15 protein-coding genes and 1 pseudogene are annotated in these 18,639 nt (G+C 67.3%); 4 read left to right on the plus strand and 12 right to left on the minus strand.

The features are described from left to right. The first annotated feature begins 85 nt into the window (after positions 1–85). Positions 86–484 (plus strand): VOC family protein, encoded by a 399-nt coding sequence (locus NS1_RS25055; RefSeq protein WP_056821415.1) that lies wholly within the window; start codon positions 86–88, stop codon positions 482–484. Between the two features lie 4 nt (positions 485–488). Here the strand turns inward: NS1_RS25055 and NS1_RS25060 are convergent, their stop codons facing one another. Both NS1_RS25060 and NS1_RS25065 read right to left on the minus strand, forming a co-directional pair. After that, positions 489–1,286, minus strand: a complete 798-nt coding sequence (locus NS1_RS25060) for an HAD family hydrolase (protein WP_062988272.1) — start codon at positions 1,284–1,286, stop codon at positions 489–491. Positions 1,287–1,696: 410 nt separating this feature from the next. Continuing rightward, positions 1,697–3,928, minus strand: a complete 2,232-nt coding sequence (locus tag NS1_RS25065) for an Hsp70 family protein (protein WP_062988274.1) — start codon at positions 3,926–3,928, stop codon at positions 1,697–1,699. Positions 3,929–4,453: 525 nt separating this feature from the next. Here NS1_RS25065 and NS1_RS25070 point away from each other — a divergent pair. Beyond that, positions 4,454–5,215: a glucose 1-dehydrogenase gene (locus NS1_RS25070; protein ID WP_062988276.1), complete on the plus strand. Its 762-nt coding sequence runs from the start codon at positions 4,454–4,456 to the stop codon at positions 5,213–5,215. Positions 5,216–5,269: 54 nt separating this feature from the next. On the opposite strand, the gene NS1_RS25075 is transcribed toward NS1_RS25070, so the two are convergent. The 7 genes from NS1_RS25075 to NS1_RS42490 form a co-directional block, all read right to left on the minus strand. Then, entirely contained in the window at positions 5,270–6,856 is a 1,587-nt protein-coding gene (locus tag NS1_RS25075) for an FAD-dependent oxidoreductase (protein WP_063816254.1), read from the minus strand. 12 nt (positions 6,857–6,868) lie between these two features. Next, the gene (locus NS1_RS25080; protein WP_056821428.1) at positions 6,869–7,873 is read right to left on the minus strand and encodes an AurF N-oxygenase family protein; all 1,005 of its coding nucleotides are present in this window, start codon (positions 7,871–7,873) and stop codon (positions 6,869–6,871) included. Between the two features lie 370 nt (positions 7,874–8,243). Further along, positions 8,244–9,239 (minus strand): sulfate/molybdate ABC transporter ATP-binding protein, encoded by a 996-nt coding sequence (locus NS1_RS25085; protein WP_062988280.1) that lies wholly within the window; start codon positions 9,237–9,239, stop codon positions 8,244–8,246. After that, positions 9,236–10,042, minus strand: a complete 807-nt coding sequence (cysW, locus tag NS1_RS25090) for a sulfate ABC transporter permease subunit CysW (protein ID WP_062988282.1) — start codon at positions 10,040–10,042, stop codon at positions 9,236–9,238. Before cysW ends, NS1_RS25085 begins: the two co-directional genes overlap by 4 nt. Continuing rightward, positions 10,039–10,896 (minus strand): sulfate ABC transporter permease subunit CysT, encoded by an 858-nt coding sequence (cysT, locus tag NS1_RS25095; protein ID WP_084504381.1) that lies wholly within the window; start codon positions 10,894–10,896, stop codon positions 10,039–10,041. The genes cysW and cysT overlap by 4 nt, the downstream gene beginning before the upstream one ends. Before the next feature lie 86 nt (positions 10,897–10,982). Further along, positions 10,983–12,032 carry a sulfate ABC transporter substrate-binding protein gene (locus NS1_RS25100; protein ID WP_062988284.1) on the minus strand — a complete coding sequence of 350 codons (1,050 nt, stop codon included), beginning with the start codon at positions 12,030–12,032 and terminating at the stop codon, positions 10,983–10,985. A 212-nt stretch (positions 12,033–12,244) separates the two neighbouring features. Beyond that, entirely contained in the window at positions 12,245–12,334 is a 90-nt protein-coding gene (locus NS1_RS42490) for an Ms4533A family Cys-rich leader peptide (RefSeq protein ID WP_019045829.1), read from the minus strand. Between the two features lie 74 nt (positions 12,335–12,408). Here NS1_RS42490 and NS1_RS25105 point away from each other — a divergent pair, with 74 nt between their 5' ends. Next, the gene (locus NS1_RS25105; protein WP_062988286.1) at positions 12,409–13,458 is read left to right on the plus strand and encodes a M48 family metallopeptidase; all 1,050 of its coding nucleotides are present in this window, start codon (positions 12,409–12,411) and stop codon (positions 13,456–13,458) included. A 111-nt stretch (positions 13,459–13,569) separates the two neighbouring features. Here NS1_RS25105 and NS1_RS25110 read toward each other — a convergent pair whose 3' ends face one another. Beyond that, the gene (locus tag NS1_RS25110) at positions 13,570–13,806 is read right to left on the minus strand and encodes a hypothetical protein (RefSeq protein ID WP_056821441.1); all 237 of its coding nucleotides are present in this window, start codon (positions 13,804–13,806) and stop codon (positions 13,570–13,572) included. A 141-nt stretch (positions 13,807–13,947) separates the two neighbouring features. On the opposite strand from NS1_RS25110, the gene NS1_RS25115 reads away from it, so the two are divergent. Beyond that, positions 13,948–15,915 (plus strand): glycoside hydrolase family 15 protein, encoded by a 1,968-nt coding sequence (locus tag NS1_RS25115; RefSeq protein WP_062988288.1) that lies wholly within the window; start codon positions 13,948–13,950, stop codon positions 15,913–15,915. A 4-nt stretch (positions 15,916–15,919) separates the two neighbouring features. Here the strand turns inward: NS1_RS25115 and NS1_RS25120 are convergent, their stop codons facing one another. Together NS1_RS25120 and NS1_RS40940 are read right to left on the minus strand one after the other, a co-directional pair. After that, positions 15,920–17,722 carry a P-loop NTPase family protein gene (locus NS1_RS25120; protein ID WP_062988290.1) on the minus strand — a complete coding sequence of 601 codons (1,803 nt, stop codon included), beginning with the start codon at positions 17,720–17,722 and terminating at the stop codon, positions 15,920–15,922. 44 nt (positions 17,723–17,766) lie between these two features. Further along, a pseudogene (locus NS1_RS40940) lies at positions 17,767–18,639 on the minus strand (hypothetical protein); the annotation flags it as partial.

Raw genomic sequence — 18,639 nt, forward strand, 5'->3', positions numbered from 1 at the left:
TTCTGCCGAACAAAGTGCTCATTCGGTGAGCACTTTGCCTGGCAAAGTCGTTTTCACACCGAAGCGACAACCGAATGGAGCAGACATGCTGCGCGGAATGGCCACCACCACCTACTACGCCGACGACCTCACCGCCGCCAAGGACTGGTACAGCGCATTCCTCGGCATCGCGCCGTATTACGAGGTTCCCGGTGGGTACTACGAGTTCCGGCTCGGGCCGTTGCAGGCCGAGCTGGGAATCATCAACCGCGCGTATGCCCCGGCGGGCGCGCGCAATGCACCGGGCGGGGGTGGAGTGGTGTTCTGGCAGGTCGACGATCTCGCGGCCACCTTCGCCCGGCTGCTCGAGCTGGGCGCCACCGAGTACGAGCCGATCACCGAACGCGGGGAGGGCACGGGTTTCGCGACCGCGGCGGTACTCGATCCGTTCGGCAATGTGCTCGGGATCATGGCCAACCCGCACTTCGTGGCGATGACGACCTAGGAACTCAGGCGAACCAGCGTTCGAGGACGGTGGCGACACCGTCCTCGCTGACGTGACCGGTCACTTCGTCGGCCAGGGCCAGCACGGCATCGGGCGATCCGGCCATGGCCACCGAATGTGCTGCCCAGCGCAGCATCTCGCGGTCGTTGAAGCCGTCGCCGATGGCCAAGGTCGCCTCGGCCTCGATGCCGAGAAGGAGCCGAAGTTGTTCCAGCGCCCAGCCTTTGGATACCCCACGGCGGGAGACGGTGAGCCAGGGGCCGTACTCACCGTGCACCCAGGACGCATCGGGAACGTCGAAGGCCTGCAGCAGGCGCAGCATTTCATCGGGGCTGCCGTCGGGCCACCAGCCGTTGAGGCGCGGCGTCGGCACACTGCTGAGCTCGCGGTGGTCGACGAGCTGGAAGTCACCGATCGAGAACTCCCCCGGCCCGTGCCCGGTCGCCCAGATCCCGATGCCGACCCGTTCCGCGGCGAAGACCATCTCCGGGAACAACGTGCGCAGAGCGAGCACCGCCGGTCCCGGATCGAAGGATTGGACCGCGACCGGCTCGCCCCGCGCCACGTCGATGTGCACAGCACCGTTGGAACACAACGCATGCCCCTCGGCGAGGCCGAGCTCGCTCAGCACCGGACGTGTGGTGAGCAGGGTTCGCCCGGTGGTGACCACCACATGCGCCCCCGCCGACACCGCCGCACGCACAGCCGCCCCCACCCGCGCGCTGATCTCGAACCCTGTTGCCAGCAGAGTCCCATCCACATCGAGCGCGATCAGCTTCGGCGCTCCCCCGACTTCAGCCACTGTCCTATTGTGCCCGCCCCCACCGACACTCACCGCCGATTCACCACCGCCACGATGCGGACAACCCGGCATCCGTTGCGGCACTTGCCGTCGCGGGCCTCGGCGATTGCCTAGCGCAGACCCGAACCGAGGGCGTGCGCGACGAAATTCGCCGAGGCTCCGTCTCGTCGATCCTGACAGCACTTGTTACAGGCTCGGGTATCAGCAAGCACTTACTGTGCGACAGCTCTTTCGTCGCGACTACGGAGGCAAACGCCTGATCGCTGATATTCGACGCTCCATCAACGTAATAGCCCTCAGTCTCTGCCCTGCCCCAAGACCTGTGACTGCCTCGCACTGGCACACCGAATGCCGCTGCACGCCAACATGTTCCGTCATGGATATACCGATGTGCCGGCGTACCCGGCTAGTCAGCGGCGAGAACCGCCGCCACCGCCACCTGCGGAGCCGCCCGAAGACGCTCCACCCTTGGAGCCGCCCGAGGAGGCTCCACCAGAAGAGGCACCGCTCGAGGAGGCACCTCCAGACGACGCACCTCCAGACGACGCACCTCCAGACGACGCACCGCCAGACGACGCACCACTGTCCGATCCACCACCGGACACACCGCCGCCCGAGGCGCCACCACCGGACGCACCACCGCCCGACGCACCGCCACCGGACCCACCACCCCCGGAAGCACCGCCACCCGACGCACCGCCGTCGGCTCCACCGCCGGACGCTCCACCACCGGACGCACCACCGCCGCCCCCGGCACCACCTGATGCGCCCCCACCGGAGGCACCGCCATCGGATTCGCCGCCGGACGCGCCACCACCGGTCGACGTACCCCCACCGGACGCACCGCCCCCGGACGCGCCACCACTGGCACCGCCGCCGGAAGAATCTGTGCCGCCGGTGGTTCCACCGCCGGTCGAGCCTCCTGAGGCACCGCCGTCAGTGGTTCCGCCGGTCGCTGTTTCTCCCGAGGTGCTTCCACCAGGATCGGAAGCTGTTGTGCCGGTATTCGTTCCACCCGTCGACGCAGATCCTCCGACTTCGACGGAGGCACCACCCGTACTCGGTGTCGACGGCCCGCCGGTCGATGCGGACGTGCCGTCCTTCGGAGCGGTGCCCGGCGCGTGCGCGGTACCAGCCGCCGGAACAGTGCCAGGGTCTGTCGCACCGGGCGCGGTGGAAGTGCCCGGGGATTCCGGCGTGCCGGGGGTCGAGATCGGTCCGCTGTGGGGAAGTTCGGGCGTGCCGGGTGCGGTCGGAGTGTGCTGGGGTTGGGCGGCCTGCTGACCGAAGGGTAGGGGGTTGATGAAGCGGGCCGGGTCGCCATAGGTGGTGCGGGCCAGGAACGGCGACTTGCAGTCGTCGCGGACGTCCGGACGCCCGAGACCGCTACGGTCGCCGCCACTCCCGTTGTGCGCGCCGGGACGTGACTTACCGCCGGGCGCGGTCGCGGGCGCGATGAAGTTCTCATAGGCGCTGCGGGCCGCGGCCACGCCCGCGACCTGGATGCGGCCGGTGACCGGGTCGACCTCGCTGACCAGGCCTGCGGTTCGAGCGGCGAGGAGGTCGGCGCTCATGTCGTAGAGCAGCGCGTCGACCGGGGCGCCGAGAACCGGGAACCGGTCGAGGACCGGCATCAGGCCGGGATCGAAGGGGCTGCCGAACACCGTCATCGCCGACATAGCGAGAGCGGAAACGACTGCCGCGCTGGAGAACACCGCGACGTGCGGCACCGGACCACCGCTCTGCTGCTCGGGCGCGAAGGTGCGAGCCGCCAAACCCGCTGCGCCTGACGCGATCACCTGGCCGGGGTCGGCCACGGTGACCAGCGGAACGCCGAGTTCGGCGAGGGTGCGAGCGACTTCGGGTGGGCGCGAGGCCCCGCCGACGACGAGGATGCGCGACAGGTCGGCCAGCCGCAGGCCTGCCGCGGCGACGCTCTTGCTGACCAGCGGAAACGTGTCGCGGACGTGTTCGGCACGCAGCGCGTCGATGTTCACCATGGAGGTGAGGGTCTGGGTCGCGCGGCCGAGCCCTGGTTCGCCCGCGTAACGGGCGACCATCTCGCCGAGCGGCTTGCCACCGAAATCGGTGGACCGCCTGGGAGTTCCGACCATCGGGTGGTGCGGCCAGTCGGGACCGACACGCAACACCGTGAGGTCGAGGCTGGTGGCACCCAGGTCGTAGACGAGCACGAAGCCCGGCTCCAAGGGGCCGCGATCGATCTCCAGCCATTCCGCGGCGGCGACCGGTTCGGGCACCAGCAGGACCTCACCGGCGCCCGCGAGATGCAGCGCCTGGCCGAGTAACGAGACCTGCTTATCGGTGTAGACCGCCGGATAGGTCAAGACGATCCCGGCCGGCGTCTCGGCCAGCTCGATCAGACCGGTGACCACCGCGGCGATCAGGTTGGTCGCCGAGTAGAACCGCCCACCCATCACCATCGGCTCCGGCTCGCGGGTCAGATCCGCGAAATCCGTGATCGCCGAGGCGAATTCGTTGATCGCGCCGATGCGGGGCCTGCCCGCGGCGTCGAATGTCAGTGCGGTGCGTCGTGTACGCACCGCCGGTTTGGCCGGATCATCGGCGACTACCGCCGAAATCGCATTGACCGCACCGATACTCAAGCCCAGACCTCTGGTCATGTTTTTGCTATCCCGTCAACGCACCGTGACCACGTCCAGCACGCGAGCGCACCATGTGGCCGCGGTCGTTTTCCAAACAGCTCGCCTAGATTAACTGGCACGTCCGCGAATTGCTGCCAGATTGATACGGAATCCGCAACCACGCGTCGCCACAAGGTGATTCATGCAGGTGAGATGGTTGAAGGTTAGATATCCACCCCCCTGAACACACCACCGGCAATGCGCAGACTCCGAGAGGCAGCTACCTGTGAGTAATCGGACAGAGCGCCCAATTAATACATTCCTAGGGTTTGTTATCCCCGCCAATAAGTGCACTTACCGACCGGTAACCGATTTGTTTACTACCGGCATGATTTCCCTGACGGCGAATCACATTCCCTCACATCGAAATAGACCCCTTAGTTGGTGACACGTCAACGCAGCGGCCGATTCCCGCCAGCACGGCCCAGCGCCCGCCGGTTGACTGAAAGAGCGGACAGATACCGACCGTTTCTTCGAAACACCAAGGGAAAGCAGGCACTACGCATGTCCACTCGATTCGCCGACCAGGTCGTACTCATCACCGGGGCCGGCTCCGGCATCGGCAAGGCGGTCGCACTGCGGGTCGCGTCCGAAGGTGCGGCCGTTGTCCTCGGCTCTCGCGGCAAGGACCAGGGCGAGCAGGTTGCCGAGCAGATCAGAGCGACCGGCGGACGCGCGCTGTTCGTCGCGACCGATGTCACCGTCGACGCCGATGCCGAACGGCTCACCCAGGCCGCGCTCACCGAGTACGGCCGCCTCGACGCGGCCTTCAACAACGCGGGCGCGGTGAATGCCTTCGGGCCGATCGCCGAGATCGACGACGCCTCATGGCGCGCCGACATGGATCTGAACCTCGACGGCGTCTTCTATGGTCTGCGCCACCAGGTTCCGGCCATCACCGCCTCCGGCGGCGGCGCGATCCTGAACAACGCCTCCAACCTGGGCGTGGTCGGGATGGCACAGGTGGCGCCGTATGTGGCGGCCAAGCACGCCGTTGTCGGCCTGACGAAATCGGTGGCGCTCGAGACCGCGGCGACGGGCGTGCGGGTCAACGCCCTGGTCTCCGGCGCGGTCGACACCCCGGCGTTCCGTGCGTCGATGGGCGCGACACCGGAGGGTGAGGCCGCCATCGCGGCGCTGCACCCGCTGGGGCGGATCGCGCGGCCCGACGAGATCGCCGCGCTGTGCGCCTTCCTGCTCAGCCGCGAGGCATCGTTCGTCACCGGCGCGGCCATCGCCGCGGACGGCGGCTTCACCGCGCAGTAGAAACAGAAGGCCCGCAACGTCCAGTGACGTTGCGGGCCTTCGGTTTCGAGATGATCAGCTGCGAGCGAACAGTCGCCGCACCGAGCGCTCGCGCGGCACCGCGGCGCCACCGGCGACCGCCTGCGGGCGACGGGCGCGCACGAGTCGGTCGAACTCCTGCGCGTCACGAGTGGGCTCGCGCAGCGTGCCACCGTTGAAATCGTCGGCGAGCTGCTGCACGGTCTCCTGCGCACACGACTTGTTGGTACCGATGAAGCCGGTCGGGCCACGCTTGATCCAGCCGGTCACATAGGTGCCGGGGAAGATCTCGCCCCCGGGCGCGGTGAGCACCCGGCCCGCGTCGTTCGGGATCACCGCGCGGGCGTCGTCGAACGGCAGATCCACGGTCGGCACGCCTCGGTAACCCACCGAGGTGAGCACGACACCAGCCTCGAGGAGCGTGGTATCGCCGGTCGGCCTGGCGGCCACGCGACCTTCGGCGTCGGTGACGAGCTCGTTGCGCTCCACCCGCACCCCGGTCACCGTGTCGGTGCCGACGATCTCCACCGGCGAGGACAGGTAGCGGAACACGATGCGCTTGCGCGCGCCGAACGGGCGATTCGCGACGCTGTGCAGCAGGCGCAGCTTCTGCTCGACCTTGTAGGGCAGATCGGACGTGACCGCGGGCAGTTCACCCTCGATCGCGATGTCGATGTCGGCGGCCAGCAGGCCGACGAACTCGGGCACCGTGAACGCCGACTCGGCCGGACCACGACGGCCGAGGATCACGACCTCTTCGATCTTGCTCTCGCGCAATGCCTTCAGCGCGTACGGCGCGATGTCGGTGTCGGCGAGCAGGGCCGGATCGACGGTCAGGATGCGGGCGACGTCGAGGGCGACGTTGCCGTTGCCGACGATGACGACCCGCTTCTGGTCCAGATCGAAACGGTCGTCGACGTGGTCGGGATGGCCGTTGTACCAGGCGACGAAGTCGGTGGCCGACACATTGCCCGCCAGACCCTCGCCCGGGATGTCGAGCTTGCGATCCGAGGACGCGCCGACGGCGTAGATCACACCGTGGAAGTGCTCGAGCAGCTCGGCATGGCTGATGTGCTTGCCGATCTCGACATCGAGGTAGGTACCGAAGTCATCCTGCTTCGACATGATGTCGAACAGATCCGCGACCTTGCGGGTGTGCTTGTGATCGGGCGCGACGCCGAGGCGGGCCAGACCGTAGGCCTGCGGCAGGCGGTCGAACATCGTGACCGCGACCCCGGGCTGAGTGAGCAGCTCGTCGGCGGCGTACATCGCCGACGGACCCGACCCCACGATGGCGACACGCAGCGGCGAGCGCTGGGTGTCGATCGCGGGCGGCATCACCGGTACGGCCAACGTCGGCCGGTCCCGCTGCACGCGGTAGAAGTCGGCGTTGATCTCGATGAACGGCTTCTGTTCGTCGGTCAGCTTCTTCGACGAGGTGATGGCATCGACGGGGCACGCGGTGGCGCAGGCACCACAGTCCACGCAGGACGCCGGATCGACGTAGAGCATTTCCGCGGTACGGAAATCCGGCTCATCCGGGGTGGGATGAATGCAGTTGACCGGGCATGCGTAGACGCACGAGGCGTCACTACAGCATGACTGGGTGACAACGTATGGCATCGATCTACCGGCTCAGGCAGCGTGCTTCGCGGAGCGCTTGGGCTCCGAGCGGTACCGGCTGGACGGGCCGTCGATGCCGAGCAGCTTCCACACCTTGCGGGCGACCGGGTTCATCAACCCGATCTCCTCGGCCAGCGCGCGCACGTCGACGTAGTAGTCGGCGAAGGTCCGCTTGGCTTCCTTGGAACCGTAGAACAGGTCCTTGCGAACCTCGGCGGGCATGTCGAACTGCTTGAAGAAGGTCTTCGGCGGCGTCGCGATGGCGCGGCCCAGGATGAACATCACGATCGGCATCGCGATCGAGAGCACAGCCTTGTTCAGCGCGGGCTGAGCGGGCACGTTCTTCTTCAGGAACTCGTGAGCGAAGGAGATGTGACGAGCTTCCTCGGCCACATGGATCGCCATCACCCCGCGCATGATCGGGTGGATATCGTCACCCGAGCGCAGGATGTCCTTCTGGATGTGGTCGATCGGCTCTTCGCCGGCGAGCACGGCCATGAAGAAGAAGTTCGGGAACAGCGCACCGGCCGGGGCGGCCAGGTGACGCAGCTGACGCACGAGCGGGTTCATGCCCGGCACGTCGGCGACGCGGTTCACCATCTCCTGGAACATCAGAGTGTGGTTGTGCTCTTCGATCATCTCGTGCGAGCAGTACCGGAACTCCGGGTCGTTGTTGTCCAGGTTGAAGATGTGCTGCATCATGCCGATGATCAAGATGGCCTCGAACTGCAGGCCGACCTTGGCGACGTTGGCCTGACGTACCTTGCCGATCTCGATCTTCTGCTCCAGCGGCAGCGCCTGGTACCAGGGGTGGCGACCGATGGGGTCGGCCGAGGTCACCAGGACCCAGCGCTCGGGCTTGCAGTTCGGGTCGAAGTCGGGGGCGTCCCAGTCGATGTCCTCGAACGGGTCGAAGTGGCGATCGACCGATGCTTCGGACAGCATCAGCAACTTCTCGGCGTACGCCTGAGCCTCCGCGACTACAGGATCGACGTCAGGGGTGGTGGGCGCAGACATCGTCGTCACTGCCTCTCCTCTAGGGACGTTTACTGTTTCCAATGGTTACACCTACAGCGAGTCACGTCAACTCCGTGCATCGCCGGATTTTGCGTGTTCGGCGCGCCGAAAGCCCTGTTGAGAAAGCTACTGGCCAGTAAAAGCGCTTCTACCTGTGACACTGCGTCATGCACAATCCGCGAAGGTCTGTTGTGAGAGGCGGAAAATAGTTGTCCGCCGAGCACGGCGTGTCGGCCGACGGACCGTCGGTACCGGTTAACCTGCGCCGATCCGCGTCCGGCGGCGGATCGCGGACCGTCGGCGAATCCCTCGACAACGCGACCGGGGCCCCGCGACGTATGTCGCGGAGCCCCGGTCGCAGCAGGGTGGATCAGGCGTGGGGAAGGTCCGGGATCCGGGTGGCACGGGCATAGACCGTCTCACCCTCGGCCAGGCGCAGCGCCGCCGCGTCGCCACGGGTGACCTGGGCGGCGAACTGGTCGCCGGTCGCGGCATTGCGCAGTTCCAGGCGCACCTCGAAACCGAGACGCACGATCCGCTCGACCGTAGCCCTGGTGACGCCCGCCGATTCGGCGGTGCCCTCGTGTTCGGCCAGCGCCATGCTCGGGTCGCGGCCGACACGGATGTCGTGCGGGCGGACCAGATGACCGTTAAGCCGGGCGACCGCGCCGAGGAACGACATCACGAACTCGTTGGCAGGCCGGTCGTAGACCTCCTCGGGCGAACCGACCTGCTCGATACGGCCCTTGTTCATCACCGCGATCCGGTCGGCCACGTCCAGGGCCTCCTCCTGGTCGTGGGTGACCAGCACGGTGGTCACGTGGACCTCGTCGTGCAACCTGCGCAGCCACTGCCGCAGATCGGTGCGCACTTTGGCGTCGAGCGCGCCGAACGGCTCGTCGAGCAGCAGCACCTGCGGGTCAACGGCCAGCGCACGGGCCAGCGCCATGCGCTGACGCTGACCGCCGGAGAGCTGCGCCGGATAACGGTGCTGGAAACCGTCGAGGCCGACGATGCCGAGCAGTTCGTCGACGCGCTTGTCGATCTCCTTCTTCGGCCGCTTGCGGATGGTCAAGCCGAAGGCCACGTTGTCGCGCACGGTCATGTGCTTGAACGCGGCGTAGTGCTGGAACACGAAGCCGATATCGCGCTTCTGCGGCGCCACATGGGTGACGTCGTTGCCCGCGATCACCACCACACCCGAGTCGAGGGCCTCGAGTCCGGCGATCGAGCGCAGCAGCGTCGACTTGCCCGAGCCCGAAGGGCCGAGCAGGGCGGTGAGCTGGCCTGCGGGGATATCGATACTGACATCGTCGAGGGCGGCGAAGGAACCGTAGTTCTTGCGCCCGTTGGTCACGGTGATCATTCGGTGCCCCGCTTGCGTTCGAGGAGAGTCATCAGGAGAAGGACGATCAGCGCCATACCCATCAGCAGGGTGGCCGCGCTGTAGGCGCCGAAGGTGTTGTGGTCGTTGATATAGCGGCCGTGCACCAGCAGGGTCAGCGTCTGGGATCTTCCGGGCAGCGCGGTGGAGACCATGATCACCGCGCCGAATTCGCCCAGCGCGCGGGCCACGGTGAGCACGACGCCGTAGGTCAGACCCCAGCGGATGGCGGGCAGGGTGATGCGCCAGAACGTCTGCCAGCGCGAGGCGCCGAGGGTGGCCGCGGCCTGCTCCTGATCGTCACCGATCTCGTGTAGCACCGGCTCCACCTCACGCACCACGAACGGCAGCGTGACGAAGATGGTCGCGATCACCATGCCGGGCAGGCTGAAGATCACCTTGAACCCGAGTGATTCAAGCCCGCCGAACCAGCCGCCCGCGCCCCACAGCAGGATCAGCGACACACCGACGACGACCGGCGACACCGCGAACGGCAGGTCGACGATGCCCTGCATCAGGCTGCGGCCGGGGAACTTGCTCCGAACCAACGCCAGCGCCGTCACCACACCGAAGACCACGTTCAGCGGCACCACGATGATCACGATGATCATCGACAGCTGGAACGCCGAGATGGCCGCGGGCGTGGTGATCGATTCGATGAACGCGCCGATCCCCCGCTCGAAGGTGCGCAGCAGGATGATCACCAGCGGCAGCACCAGCAGGATCAGCAGGTAGCCAAGCGCGACCGTGCGCAGCGAGATCCTGGTGAACGCGGACAGTTTCATCGAGCCGCCTCTTCCTTACGCGCCGTGCGTTCGGCGAGGATCCGCAGCACGAGCAGGCTGATGAACGAGATCGCCAGCAGCACCACCGACACCGCGGCCGCGTTGACCGGCCGGTCGACTTCGATCTGCTGCTGGATGTACTGCGAGGTCATCTGGGTCTCGCGCGGGATGTTGCCGCCGATCAGCACCACCGAGCCGTATTCCCCGATCGCCCTGGCGAAGGCGAGGCCGCCGCCGGAGATGATCGCCGGAGCCAGGGTGGGCAGCACGATGCGGCGGAAGGTGATCCAGTTGCTCGCGCCGAGGGAAAGCGAGGCCTGCTCCACTTCCTTGTCGACCTCGATCAGCACCGGCTGCACCGACCGCACGACGAACGGCAGCGTGACGAAGGCCAGCGCCACCACCAGACCGGCCTGGGTGGCGTTGAGGTGGATATCGACCGGGCTGTTCGGGCCGTAGAGCGAGAGCAGCACGATCGAGGCGACGATCGTGGGCAGCGCGAACGGGAGGTCGATCAGCGCGTTGACGATGCCCTTGCCGGGGAACTCGTCGCGCACCAGCACCCAGGCGATCAGGGTGCCCATCACGACATTGATCACGGCGACGATCACCGAGACGCCGACCGTGATGCGCAGCGAGTCGAGCGCCGAGGGCGCGGTGACCGCGTCCCAGAAGCCCGACCAGCCGTCTTCGAAGGAGCTGACGGTGAGTGCCGCCAGCGGCAACAGCACGATGATGCTGAGCCACATCACGGCGACACCGATGCCGAACGGACCCACCGAGCCGGTGACGCGCAGCCACGACCAGCGGGGTCCGCGCGGGGTCGGCGGCTTTTTGTCCAGTTTCACGGCCACGCCGGGATCGGGGGTTTCCCCGGTCCCGGCGGGCCCACTGCTGTCAGTCACAGTTTTCCAGTATCACGTGTGAGCCGGGTCACCGACTACTTGGTGGCCTTGTCGTAGATGACAGCGACCTTGCCGGTGCCCTGCGCGAACAGATCCTTGTCGACGGCCTTCCAGCCACCGAGGTCATCGATGGTCCACAGCTTGGCCGGGGTCGGGAAGTCCTTGGCGAACTCGGCGGCGACCTTCGGATCCACCGGGCGGAAGCCGGCCTGCGCCCATGCCTTCTGGCCTTCGGCGGTGAACAGGAAGTCGCGGAACGCGGTGGCCTTGGCCAGGTTCTTGGAGTTCTTCAGCACCGCGACCGGGTTCTCGATCTTGAAGGTGGTCGGCGGGTTGAGGTGCTCGATCGGGTCGCCGTTGCGCTCGGAGAAGATGGCCTCGTTCTCATAGCTCAGCAGCACGTCGCCGGTGCCCTGAAGGAAGGTCTCGGTGGCTTCGCGGCCCGACTTGGGCTGCACCTTCACGTGTTCGGGCGAGATCAGCTGCGACAGGTAGTCCAGACCGGCCTGCTGGTTCTTGCCGCCATCGCTCTTGGCGGCGTAGGGCGCGAGCAGGTTCCACTTGGCCGAGCCCGAGCTGAACGGGTTCGGGGTGACGACCTCGACACCTGGCTTCAGCAAGTCGTCCCAGTCCTTGATGCCCTTGGGGTTGCCCTTGCGGACCACCAGGGTGACGACCGAGCCGAAGGGGATGCCCTTGGTGGCGTCGGCGTTCCAGGTGGACTCGACCAGGCCTGCGTCGACCAGGCGGGTGATGTCGGGCTCGACGGAGAAGTTCACGACGTCGGCCTCGGCGCCGTCCTTGACCTTGCGCGACTGGTCGCCCGAGGCGCCGTAGGAGGCCTGGACCTGCACACCCTTGCCCGCGTCGGTCTTGTTGAACTCGGGCACGACCTTGTCGAAGCCGGGCTTGGGCACAGCGTAGGCGTAGAGGTTGATGGTGCCCCCGCTGCCGTCGGCGGTCGCTTCTCCGTCGGTCGAGTCGCTGGCGCCACCACCGCAAGCGGTCAGGGCGACCGCGGCGACAGCAGTGAGAGCGACGGCGGCGGCGCGGCGGCGCGAACCGATCCAGGTGTTGCGAGACATCGGGGTGAACCTTTCGGGAAAGGACCTGCGGCACAACGAATTTCGTGTGCGGCAGGGAATGCTCATGTCGATCGGTAGACCTGCCGCATATGGATACACGACAGTTGGCGCGACTCGGGCCCATCGGGCCCCGGAGTTACGGACAACGACTGCGAAAGGAAAGCGCGCGCCAGTCTACTGGGCAGAAACGCGCAGACGAGTCCGGAAGCCGATCATCGACAGAGAATGTCCGCGACCGCGAGGTTGCCGACAGCGATCAACGCCAACTCATGGCGGATCTGCGGGGCGACACTCGACGACACAGGCAGACTGTAGCAGATTGCGCCATGATGATCGCAATCGACGAGAGTTCTCTAACCAGGGGGGATTTCATCCTATGACCATGGCTCCAGACCGGGTTCGCACGCGCTTGCCGGAGATCAGCACGCGCGCTTGGGAACACCCGGCCGACCGCACCGCGCTCGTGGCGCTGCGCTCGCTCAGCGGCTTCGACACGGTGCTGCGGACGCTGTCGGGATTGCTGCGGGAGCGTCAGCACCGGTTGATGTATCTGGCCACCGCGGTGCGGGTCGACGATCGACAGTTCCGCACGCTGCACCAGTTGCGCGCGGACTGCGTCGGCGTGCTCGACGCGCAGTCGACCCCGGAGATGTTCGTACTGCAGAACCCGTCGGTGAACGCGTTCACCATCGGGATGGACAAGCCGTTCATCGTGCTCACCACCGGCCTGCTCGAACTGATGGACACCGAGGAACTGCGGTTCGTCGTCGGCCACGAACTCGGCCACGCGCTGTCGGGGCACGCGGTGTATCGCACGATGCTCATGCACCTGATGCGGCTGTCGGCCTCGGTCGGCTGGATGCCGGTCGGCGGTTGGGCGCTGCGGGCGATCGTGGCGGCGCTGATGGAGTGGAGCCGCAAGTCGGAGCTGTCCGGCGACCGGGCGGGGCTGCTGTGCTGCCAGGACGTGGAGGCCTCGGTCCGGGTGCACATGAAAACCGCTGGTGGTGCGTGGCTGCACGAGATGAACCACGGCGCGTTTCTCGACCAGGCCGACGATTACATGCGCTCGGGCGACCTGCGCGACGGCGTGCTGAAGCTGCTCAACCTGGAGCTGCAGTCCCACCCGTTCTCGGTGCTGCGCGCGGCCGAGCTGCGCCGCTGGATCCAGTCCGGCGACTACGAGCGGGTGCTCGGCGGCAGCTACCCGCGTCGTGGGCAGGACAAGGACGCGAGCATCGGTGACGAGGCCAAGGAGGCCGCGCGGCACTATCGCGAGACCTTCGATCAGTCCGAGGACATGCTGGTTCGCACGGTCCGTGATCTCGGTCGCGACGTGGGCTCGGCGGTGAACACGGTCGGCCAGGAATTCGGACGGACGGTATCGGACCTGGGCAAACGGTTCGACGACTGGCGTAAGAACTAGTCGCTGGGCCGGCGCGGGCGATCGCCCGCGCCGGTCACCGCGTGAAGAACCAGGCGATGACGACGAGAACGAGCAGGGCGATGAGCGCGAGCTGAACGCGAGAACGTGGCATCAGCGGGCACCGCTGCCGACGGCCGGGCGTTCGGCGAGGGTGACCGGCATCGGCGGTTCGGTGCGATCGTCGCGGCGCAATACGCGGAAGGCCATACGCAAGCCGCGATCGAGCAGGAAGGCGATGGCGAAGCTGATCGGGACCATGCCGACCAGCACCACGAGAAACTGGGGAATGAAGGGCAGCCCGGCTACCCAGAGTTCGAAGCCGTCCCACCAACCTGCGATGCGTTGCACGTCGACCAGCCTAGTCGGTCACCGTGAACGCCCTCGCCGTCCGCATCGGGTGCAGGGGAATTCCGGGCCACAACCAGCCGATCCACCGAGATCGCCGTTCGCAGCGGTGGACGGGCGCCCGTACCGCCGTGATGATGGGGTATGGAGTCTTCCAGCGCTGACAGCCTGCCGATTCTGAGTCCGGTCTCCGCCATCGGCCGCCGTGGCGCGTTTCCACCGATCGACGACTACGCCTTCCTGTCCGACTGCGAAACCAGCTGCCTGATCTCCAGCAGCGGCTCGGTGGAGTGGATGTGTGTGCCACGTCCCGACTCCCCCAGCGTTTTCGGCGCGATCCTGGACCGCAGCGCCGGGCATTTCCGGATCGGCCCCTACGGAAAGAATGTGCCGGCGGCACGGCGGTATCTGCCCGGCGGGATGATCCTGGAAACCACCTGGCAGACCGAAACCGGCTGGCTGATCGTGCGCGACACACTGGTACTCGGCCCGTGGCACAACAACATCGCCCGATCCAAGACCCACCGCCGCACCCCGATGGACTGGGACGCCGAACACGTCCTGTTGCGCACGGTCAAGTGCGTGAGCGGCACCGTCGAGCTCGAAATGAGCTGCCAGCCCTCGTTCGACTATCACCGGGGCGGAGCCAAGTGGGAGTACACGGGCAAGGTCTACGAGCAGGCGACCGCACGGGCGTCGAGCGATCCCGAGAGCGGGCCGTCACTGGTTCTCACCACCGATCTGCGCCTCGGCCTGGAGGGCAGGGAGGCGCGCGCCCGCACCAGGATGGCCGAGGGCGACCAGGTGTTCGTCGCGCTCACCTGGTCGGAACTGCCCGCGCCCGCTACCTACGACGAGGCCGCGCAGAAGATGTGGGCGACCACCGAGTGCTGGCGACGCTGGATCACCCAGGGCGATTTCCCCGACCATCCGTGGCGCAGCTTCCTGCAGCGCAGCGCGCTCACGCTCAAGGGCCTCACCTACGCGCCGACGGGCGCGCTCCTCGCCGCCTCCACCACCTCACTGCCGGAAACCCCTGGCGGACAACGTAACTGGGACTACCGCTACACCTGGGTGCGCGACGCGAGTTTCGCGCTGTGGGGCCTGTACACCCTCGGTCTCGACCGCGAGGCCAACGACTTCTTCGCCTTCCTCGACGACGTCACCACCGGCGAGAACGGGGACGCGGTCCCCCTCCAGGTGCTCTACGGGATCGGCGGCGAACGCCACATCACCGAATACGAGCTGCCGAATCTGGCCGGCTACGACGGCGCGCGTCCGGTCCGCATCGGCAACGCCGCCTACGACCAGGACCAGCACGACATCTGGGGCACCATGCTCGACGCGGTGTACCTGCACGTGAAATCGCGTGGGCAGGTGCCGGAATCGCTGTGGCCACTGCTCGAACGCACCGTGCACGCGGCCATCGCCAACTGGCGCCGACCCGATCGCGGGATCTGGGAGGTGCGCGGCGAACCACAGAACTTCACCTCGTCGAAGGTGATGTGCTGGGTGGCGCTGGATCGTGGTGCCCGACTGGCACAGCTACACGGCCAGCACGAGCGCGCGGCCGAGTGGTTCGCGATCGCCGAGGAGATCCGCGAGGACGTCCTCGAATTCGGTGTCAACAAGGACGGCGTCTTCACCCAGACCTACGGCGGCGACACCCTCGACGCCTCGCTGCTGCTGGTGGTGCTGACCCGGTTCCTGCCGCCGGACGACCCGCGCATCCGGGCGACGGTGCTCGCCATCGCCAACCACCTCACCGTCAACGGTCTGGTGCTGCGCTACCACACCGACACCACCGACGACGGCCTCGACGGCGAGGAGGGCACCTTCACGATCTGCTCGTTCTGGCTGGTCTCGGCGCTGGTGGAGATCGGCGAACTCGAACGCGCCACCAATCTGTGCGAGCGACTGCTCGGCCTGGCCAGCCCGCTGCGGCTCTACGCCGAGGAGATCGACTCACGCACCGGTCGGCACCTGGGCAACTTCCCCCAGGCGTTCACCCATCTGGCGCTGATCAACGCGGTGACCCACGTGATCCGGGCCGAGGATCAGCGCAACGCGGGTCAGTTCCAACCGGCACACACACCGGCCAACCGGTCGTAAGGGATCAATACCCGATACGTTCGGCGCGGGCTCGCAGCCCTGCCACGGTGCGCAGGCCCGCGTCGATCTCGGTGATTCGCAGTTCGCGATGGTCGCCGTAGCGCAGGCCGGTTTCCTCGGCGGCGCGCAGCGCCTCGTCGGCGGTGCGGCCCACTTCGGCGGCGATCTCGGTGTAGTGGTCGCGCAGCACCCGCTGTAGTGAGCGCAGGCGGTTACGTGATTCCTTGCCCACCTGGAAGATCACGTCATCGGCCAGCCGGGCGACGGCCACCTTGGCCTCGGCCTGCCTGCGATGCTTGCGGTTCTTGCGGTCGTCCCAGAGCGCGTTCACGCCGAGCAGCACACCCGCGCCCGCGGAGTACCAGTTGACCAGCGACATGCCGAGCAGGCTGGTGGCCAGACCGACCATCAGGATGCCGCCGTAGGAGCCACGCAGTGCGGTGAGCAGCTGTTGCCCCACACCGGCTTTGGCGCTTTCCAGCGGTTCCAGCGGCTGTACCGGCTCCAGCACCTCGCCGGGGTTGGTCAGTCGCAGTTCGGGCAGCGGCGGGGTCCGGTTGTCGGGCGGGAACTTCGAGGCCACCTGCTCGGTGAGCTCGACGGCGCGGTAGTGCGCCATCACGAAGTTCTCCTCGACCGCCTCGCAGATGCGCGCGTCGAGTTCGGAGGCGAAATCGGACCACTTGCGGGCGGGGTCGGTGCGGGTGATCTCGGCCTCGGCCTCGCGGACCAGTGTGCGCAAGCGGTGCCGCAGATCGTGTTCGATATCGGCACTGAGCTCGGAACTGCCGTCGACGAGAGTGACCTGCCAGGTGGCGGTGCGCTGGCGCAGCTGATCGGCGGTGGTGCGCGCGGCGGCCAAGCGCTGGGTGATCTCGGCGCGCCTGCGCGGGTCGCGCAGCGTGTCCGACTCGGCCCGCAGGGTGACGGTGAGCTGGTCGGTGATCAGCACGATATCGCGGACCGCGGCCGTCACAGCCACCGAATCAGCCTGGGCGACAACATATTCACGTAGGTGATCGAGGAGCTGGGGCACACCCGACTCGGCATCGCGCTGCTGGTCGCCGCGCTCGGTGGCCTCCCGATGCAGCAGAGCGGAAACGGGAGCCACGGCGAAGTTCAGCCCGGCACCGTCGAGCAGTGTGCGATTGCGCCGCTGGGTCAGCGACCAGTGCGGGTTGCGGTCGATCTTGGTGAGCACGCAGACCACCGACGGACACACCTGCTCGACCCGGCGCAGGTAGTCCAGCTGGGCTTCGGTGAGTTCGGCGGCGGCATCCGCGGCGTAGAGGACCACGTCGGCGGCGGCGATCATCGACCAGGCGGCCGCCTCGTGGGCGGTCGAACCCGGAGCGTCCATCACGACGAGACCGTCGGCCAGCAGGGCGCTCGGCTCGGCGAATTCGGCGCGCAGCACGCCGAGTGCGGTCAGCGCGGGAAGCGGATTCAGCGGATCGACGGGTACCCGTTCGACCCGGCTGCCCGGCGCCGATTTCACCAGCGTCGCCTTCGGCGCCTGGCCGTATTCGACGATCACCGGAACGCTGGGCTTGCCCTCGGTGGCACTGACCGGGGATCCGACCATGCTGTTGACCAGCGTGCTCATCCCCGCCTGGGGCTCACCGACGACGACGATCCGGACCCGTGGATCACTGAGCCTGGCCCGCACCATGCCGAGGCGCGCATCGAGGTCGTTGCGCCCGCCCGAGCGGACCAGTTCCCGCAGTTCGTCGACCAGCGCTACAACGGGAGCCATCACATCCGGATGCTTCACCGTCGCGGTCTGCAGTCCGGCTGCGGCAGACAACTGTTCCTCACTCTCGTCACATCGACACGGCCGAAATCGTCGTGTCAGACCACGAAGTCATACCCATGGTGCTCGATGGGAAACGCGGCAGCGAGCAAATCGCCACCACCGATGCCCGTATCGAACAGTCCGGCCGAAACGCCATGGTAACCGCCGTCGTGCTGGTCGAACTCGGCGGCGATCGGCTTGGTCTCGATGACCGGGGGTTTTACCGGCGCGACGGTGGGATGCACGGTGACCGGCGGCGGGGTGACCACCGACGGCGGATCGATGTCGACGGTGGGCTGCTTGGTCGGCACATCGATGGTCGGTTGCTTCGTGGGAGCGGTCGACTGGGTGGTGGGTACCGGCACGGTCGTGTGCGGCGTGGTCTGGCTCGGCACGTCGACGGTCGGGGTGCTCGTGCCGGTCGAGGGCGTCGTCACGCCGCCGGAGGTGCCCGGCGTGGTGGTGAGGTCGTCGTCGGGGACGGTGGGCTTGGCCGGACCGGTCGGCGAGACGGTGGTCGGCACCGGCACCTTGGTGATTTCGGGCACGGTCGGGACCGTGGACGAACCGGGCAGCTTCACCGTGGTCGGGGTGTCGAGATCGACCGTCGGGACCTTGGACGGGACGGTGACCGGCACGGTCGTCGAGGGGTGAGAGCCACCGGTGACATCGGGCAGCACAACGGGTTTCGTCGGCGTGGCCGGGGTGAACAGCGCGGGCACCGAGGCCGCGGGCGCGGTGAGCGGCGAAACACCCTGGTGGCCGAACACATTCGCGATCGGGGTGGACGCGGCTTCGGGCTGGATGGTGGTCTGCAACGGCGTGCTGACCACGGGGTTGACAGCGACCGATGCGGGCGCGGCGGGTGCGATCGGGGCCGGAGCCGGGGCGAACGGCGCCGCGGCGACGGGTGCGGGGGCAGGCGCCAC

The organism is Nocardia salmonicida NBRC 13393, from assembly GCF_001613085.1.
Lineage (GTDB): Bacteria > Actinomycetota > Actinomycetes > Mycobacteriales > Mycobacteriaceae > Nocardia > Nocardia salmonicida.

Coding starts and splice junctions, on each gene's coding strand:
- NS1_RS25055 (WP_056821415.1), top strand. CDS start 86: ATGCTGCGCGGAATGGCCACCACCACCTACTACGCCGACGACCTCACC.
- NS1_RS25065 (WP_062988274.1), bottom strand. CDS start 3,928: ATGACCAGAGGTCTGGGCTTGAGTATCGGTGCGGTCAATGCGATTTCG.
- NS1_RS25070 (WP_062988276.1), top strand. CDS start 4,454: ATGTCCACTCGATTCGCCGACCAGGTCGTACTCATCACCGGGGCCGGC.
- NS1_RS25075 (WP_063816254.1), bottom strand. CDS start 6,856: ATGCCATACGTTGTCACCCAGTCATGCTGTAGTGACGCCTCGTGCGTC.
- NS1_RS25080 (WP_056821428.1), bottom strand. CDS start 7,873: ATGTCTGCGCCCACCACCCCTGACGTCGATCCTGTAGTCGCGGAGGCT.
- NS1_RS25085 (WP_062988280.1), bottom strand. CDS start 9,239: ATGATCACCGTGACCAACGGGCGCAAGAACTACGGTTCCTTCGCCGCC.
- cysW (WP_062988282.1), bottom strand. CDS start 10,042: ATGAAACTGTCCGCGTTCACCAGGATCTCGCTGCGCACGGTCGCGCTT.
- NS1_RS25100 (WP_062988284.1), bottom strand. CDS start 12,032: ATGTCTCGCAACACCTGGATCGGTTCGCGCCGCCGCGCCGCCGCCGTC.
- NS1_RS25105 (WP_062988286.1), top strand. CDS start 12,409: ATGACCATGGCTCCAGACCGGGTTCGCACGCGCTTGCCGGAGATCAGC.
- NS1_RS25115 (WP_062988288.1), top strand. CDS start 13,948: ATGGAGTCTTCCAGCGCTGACAGCCTGCCGATTCTGAGTCCGGTCTCC.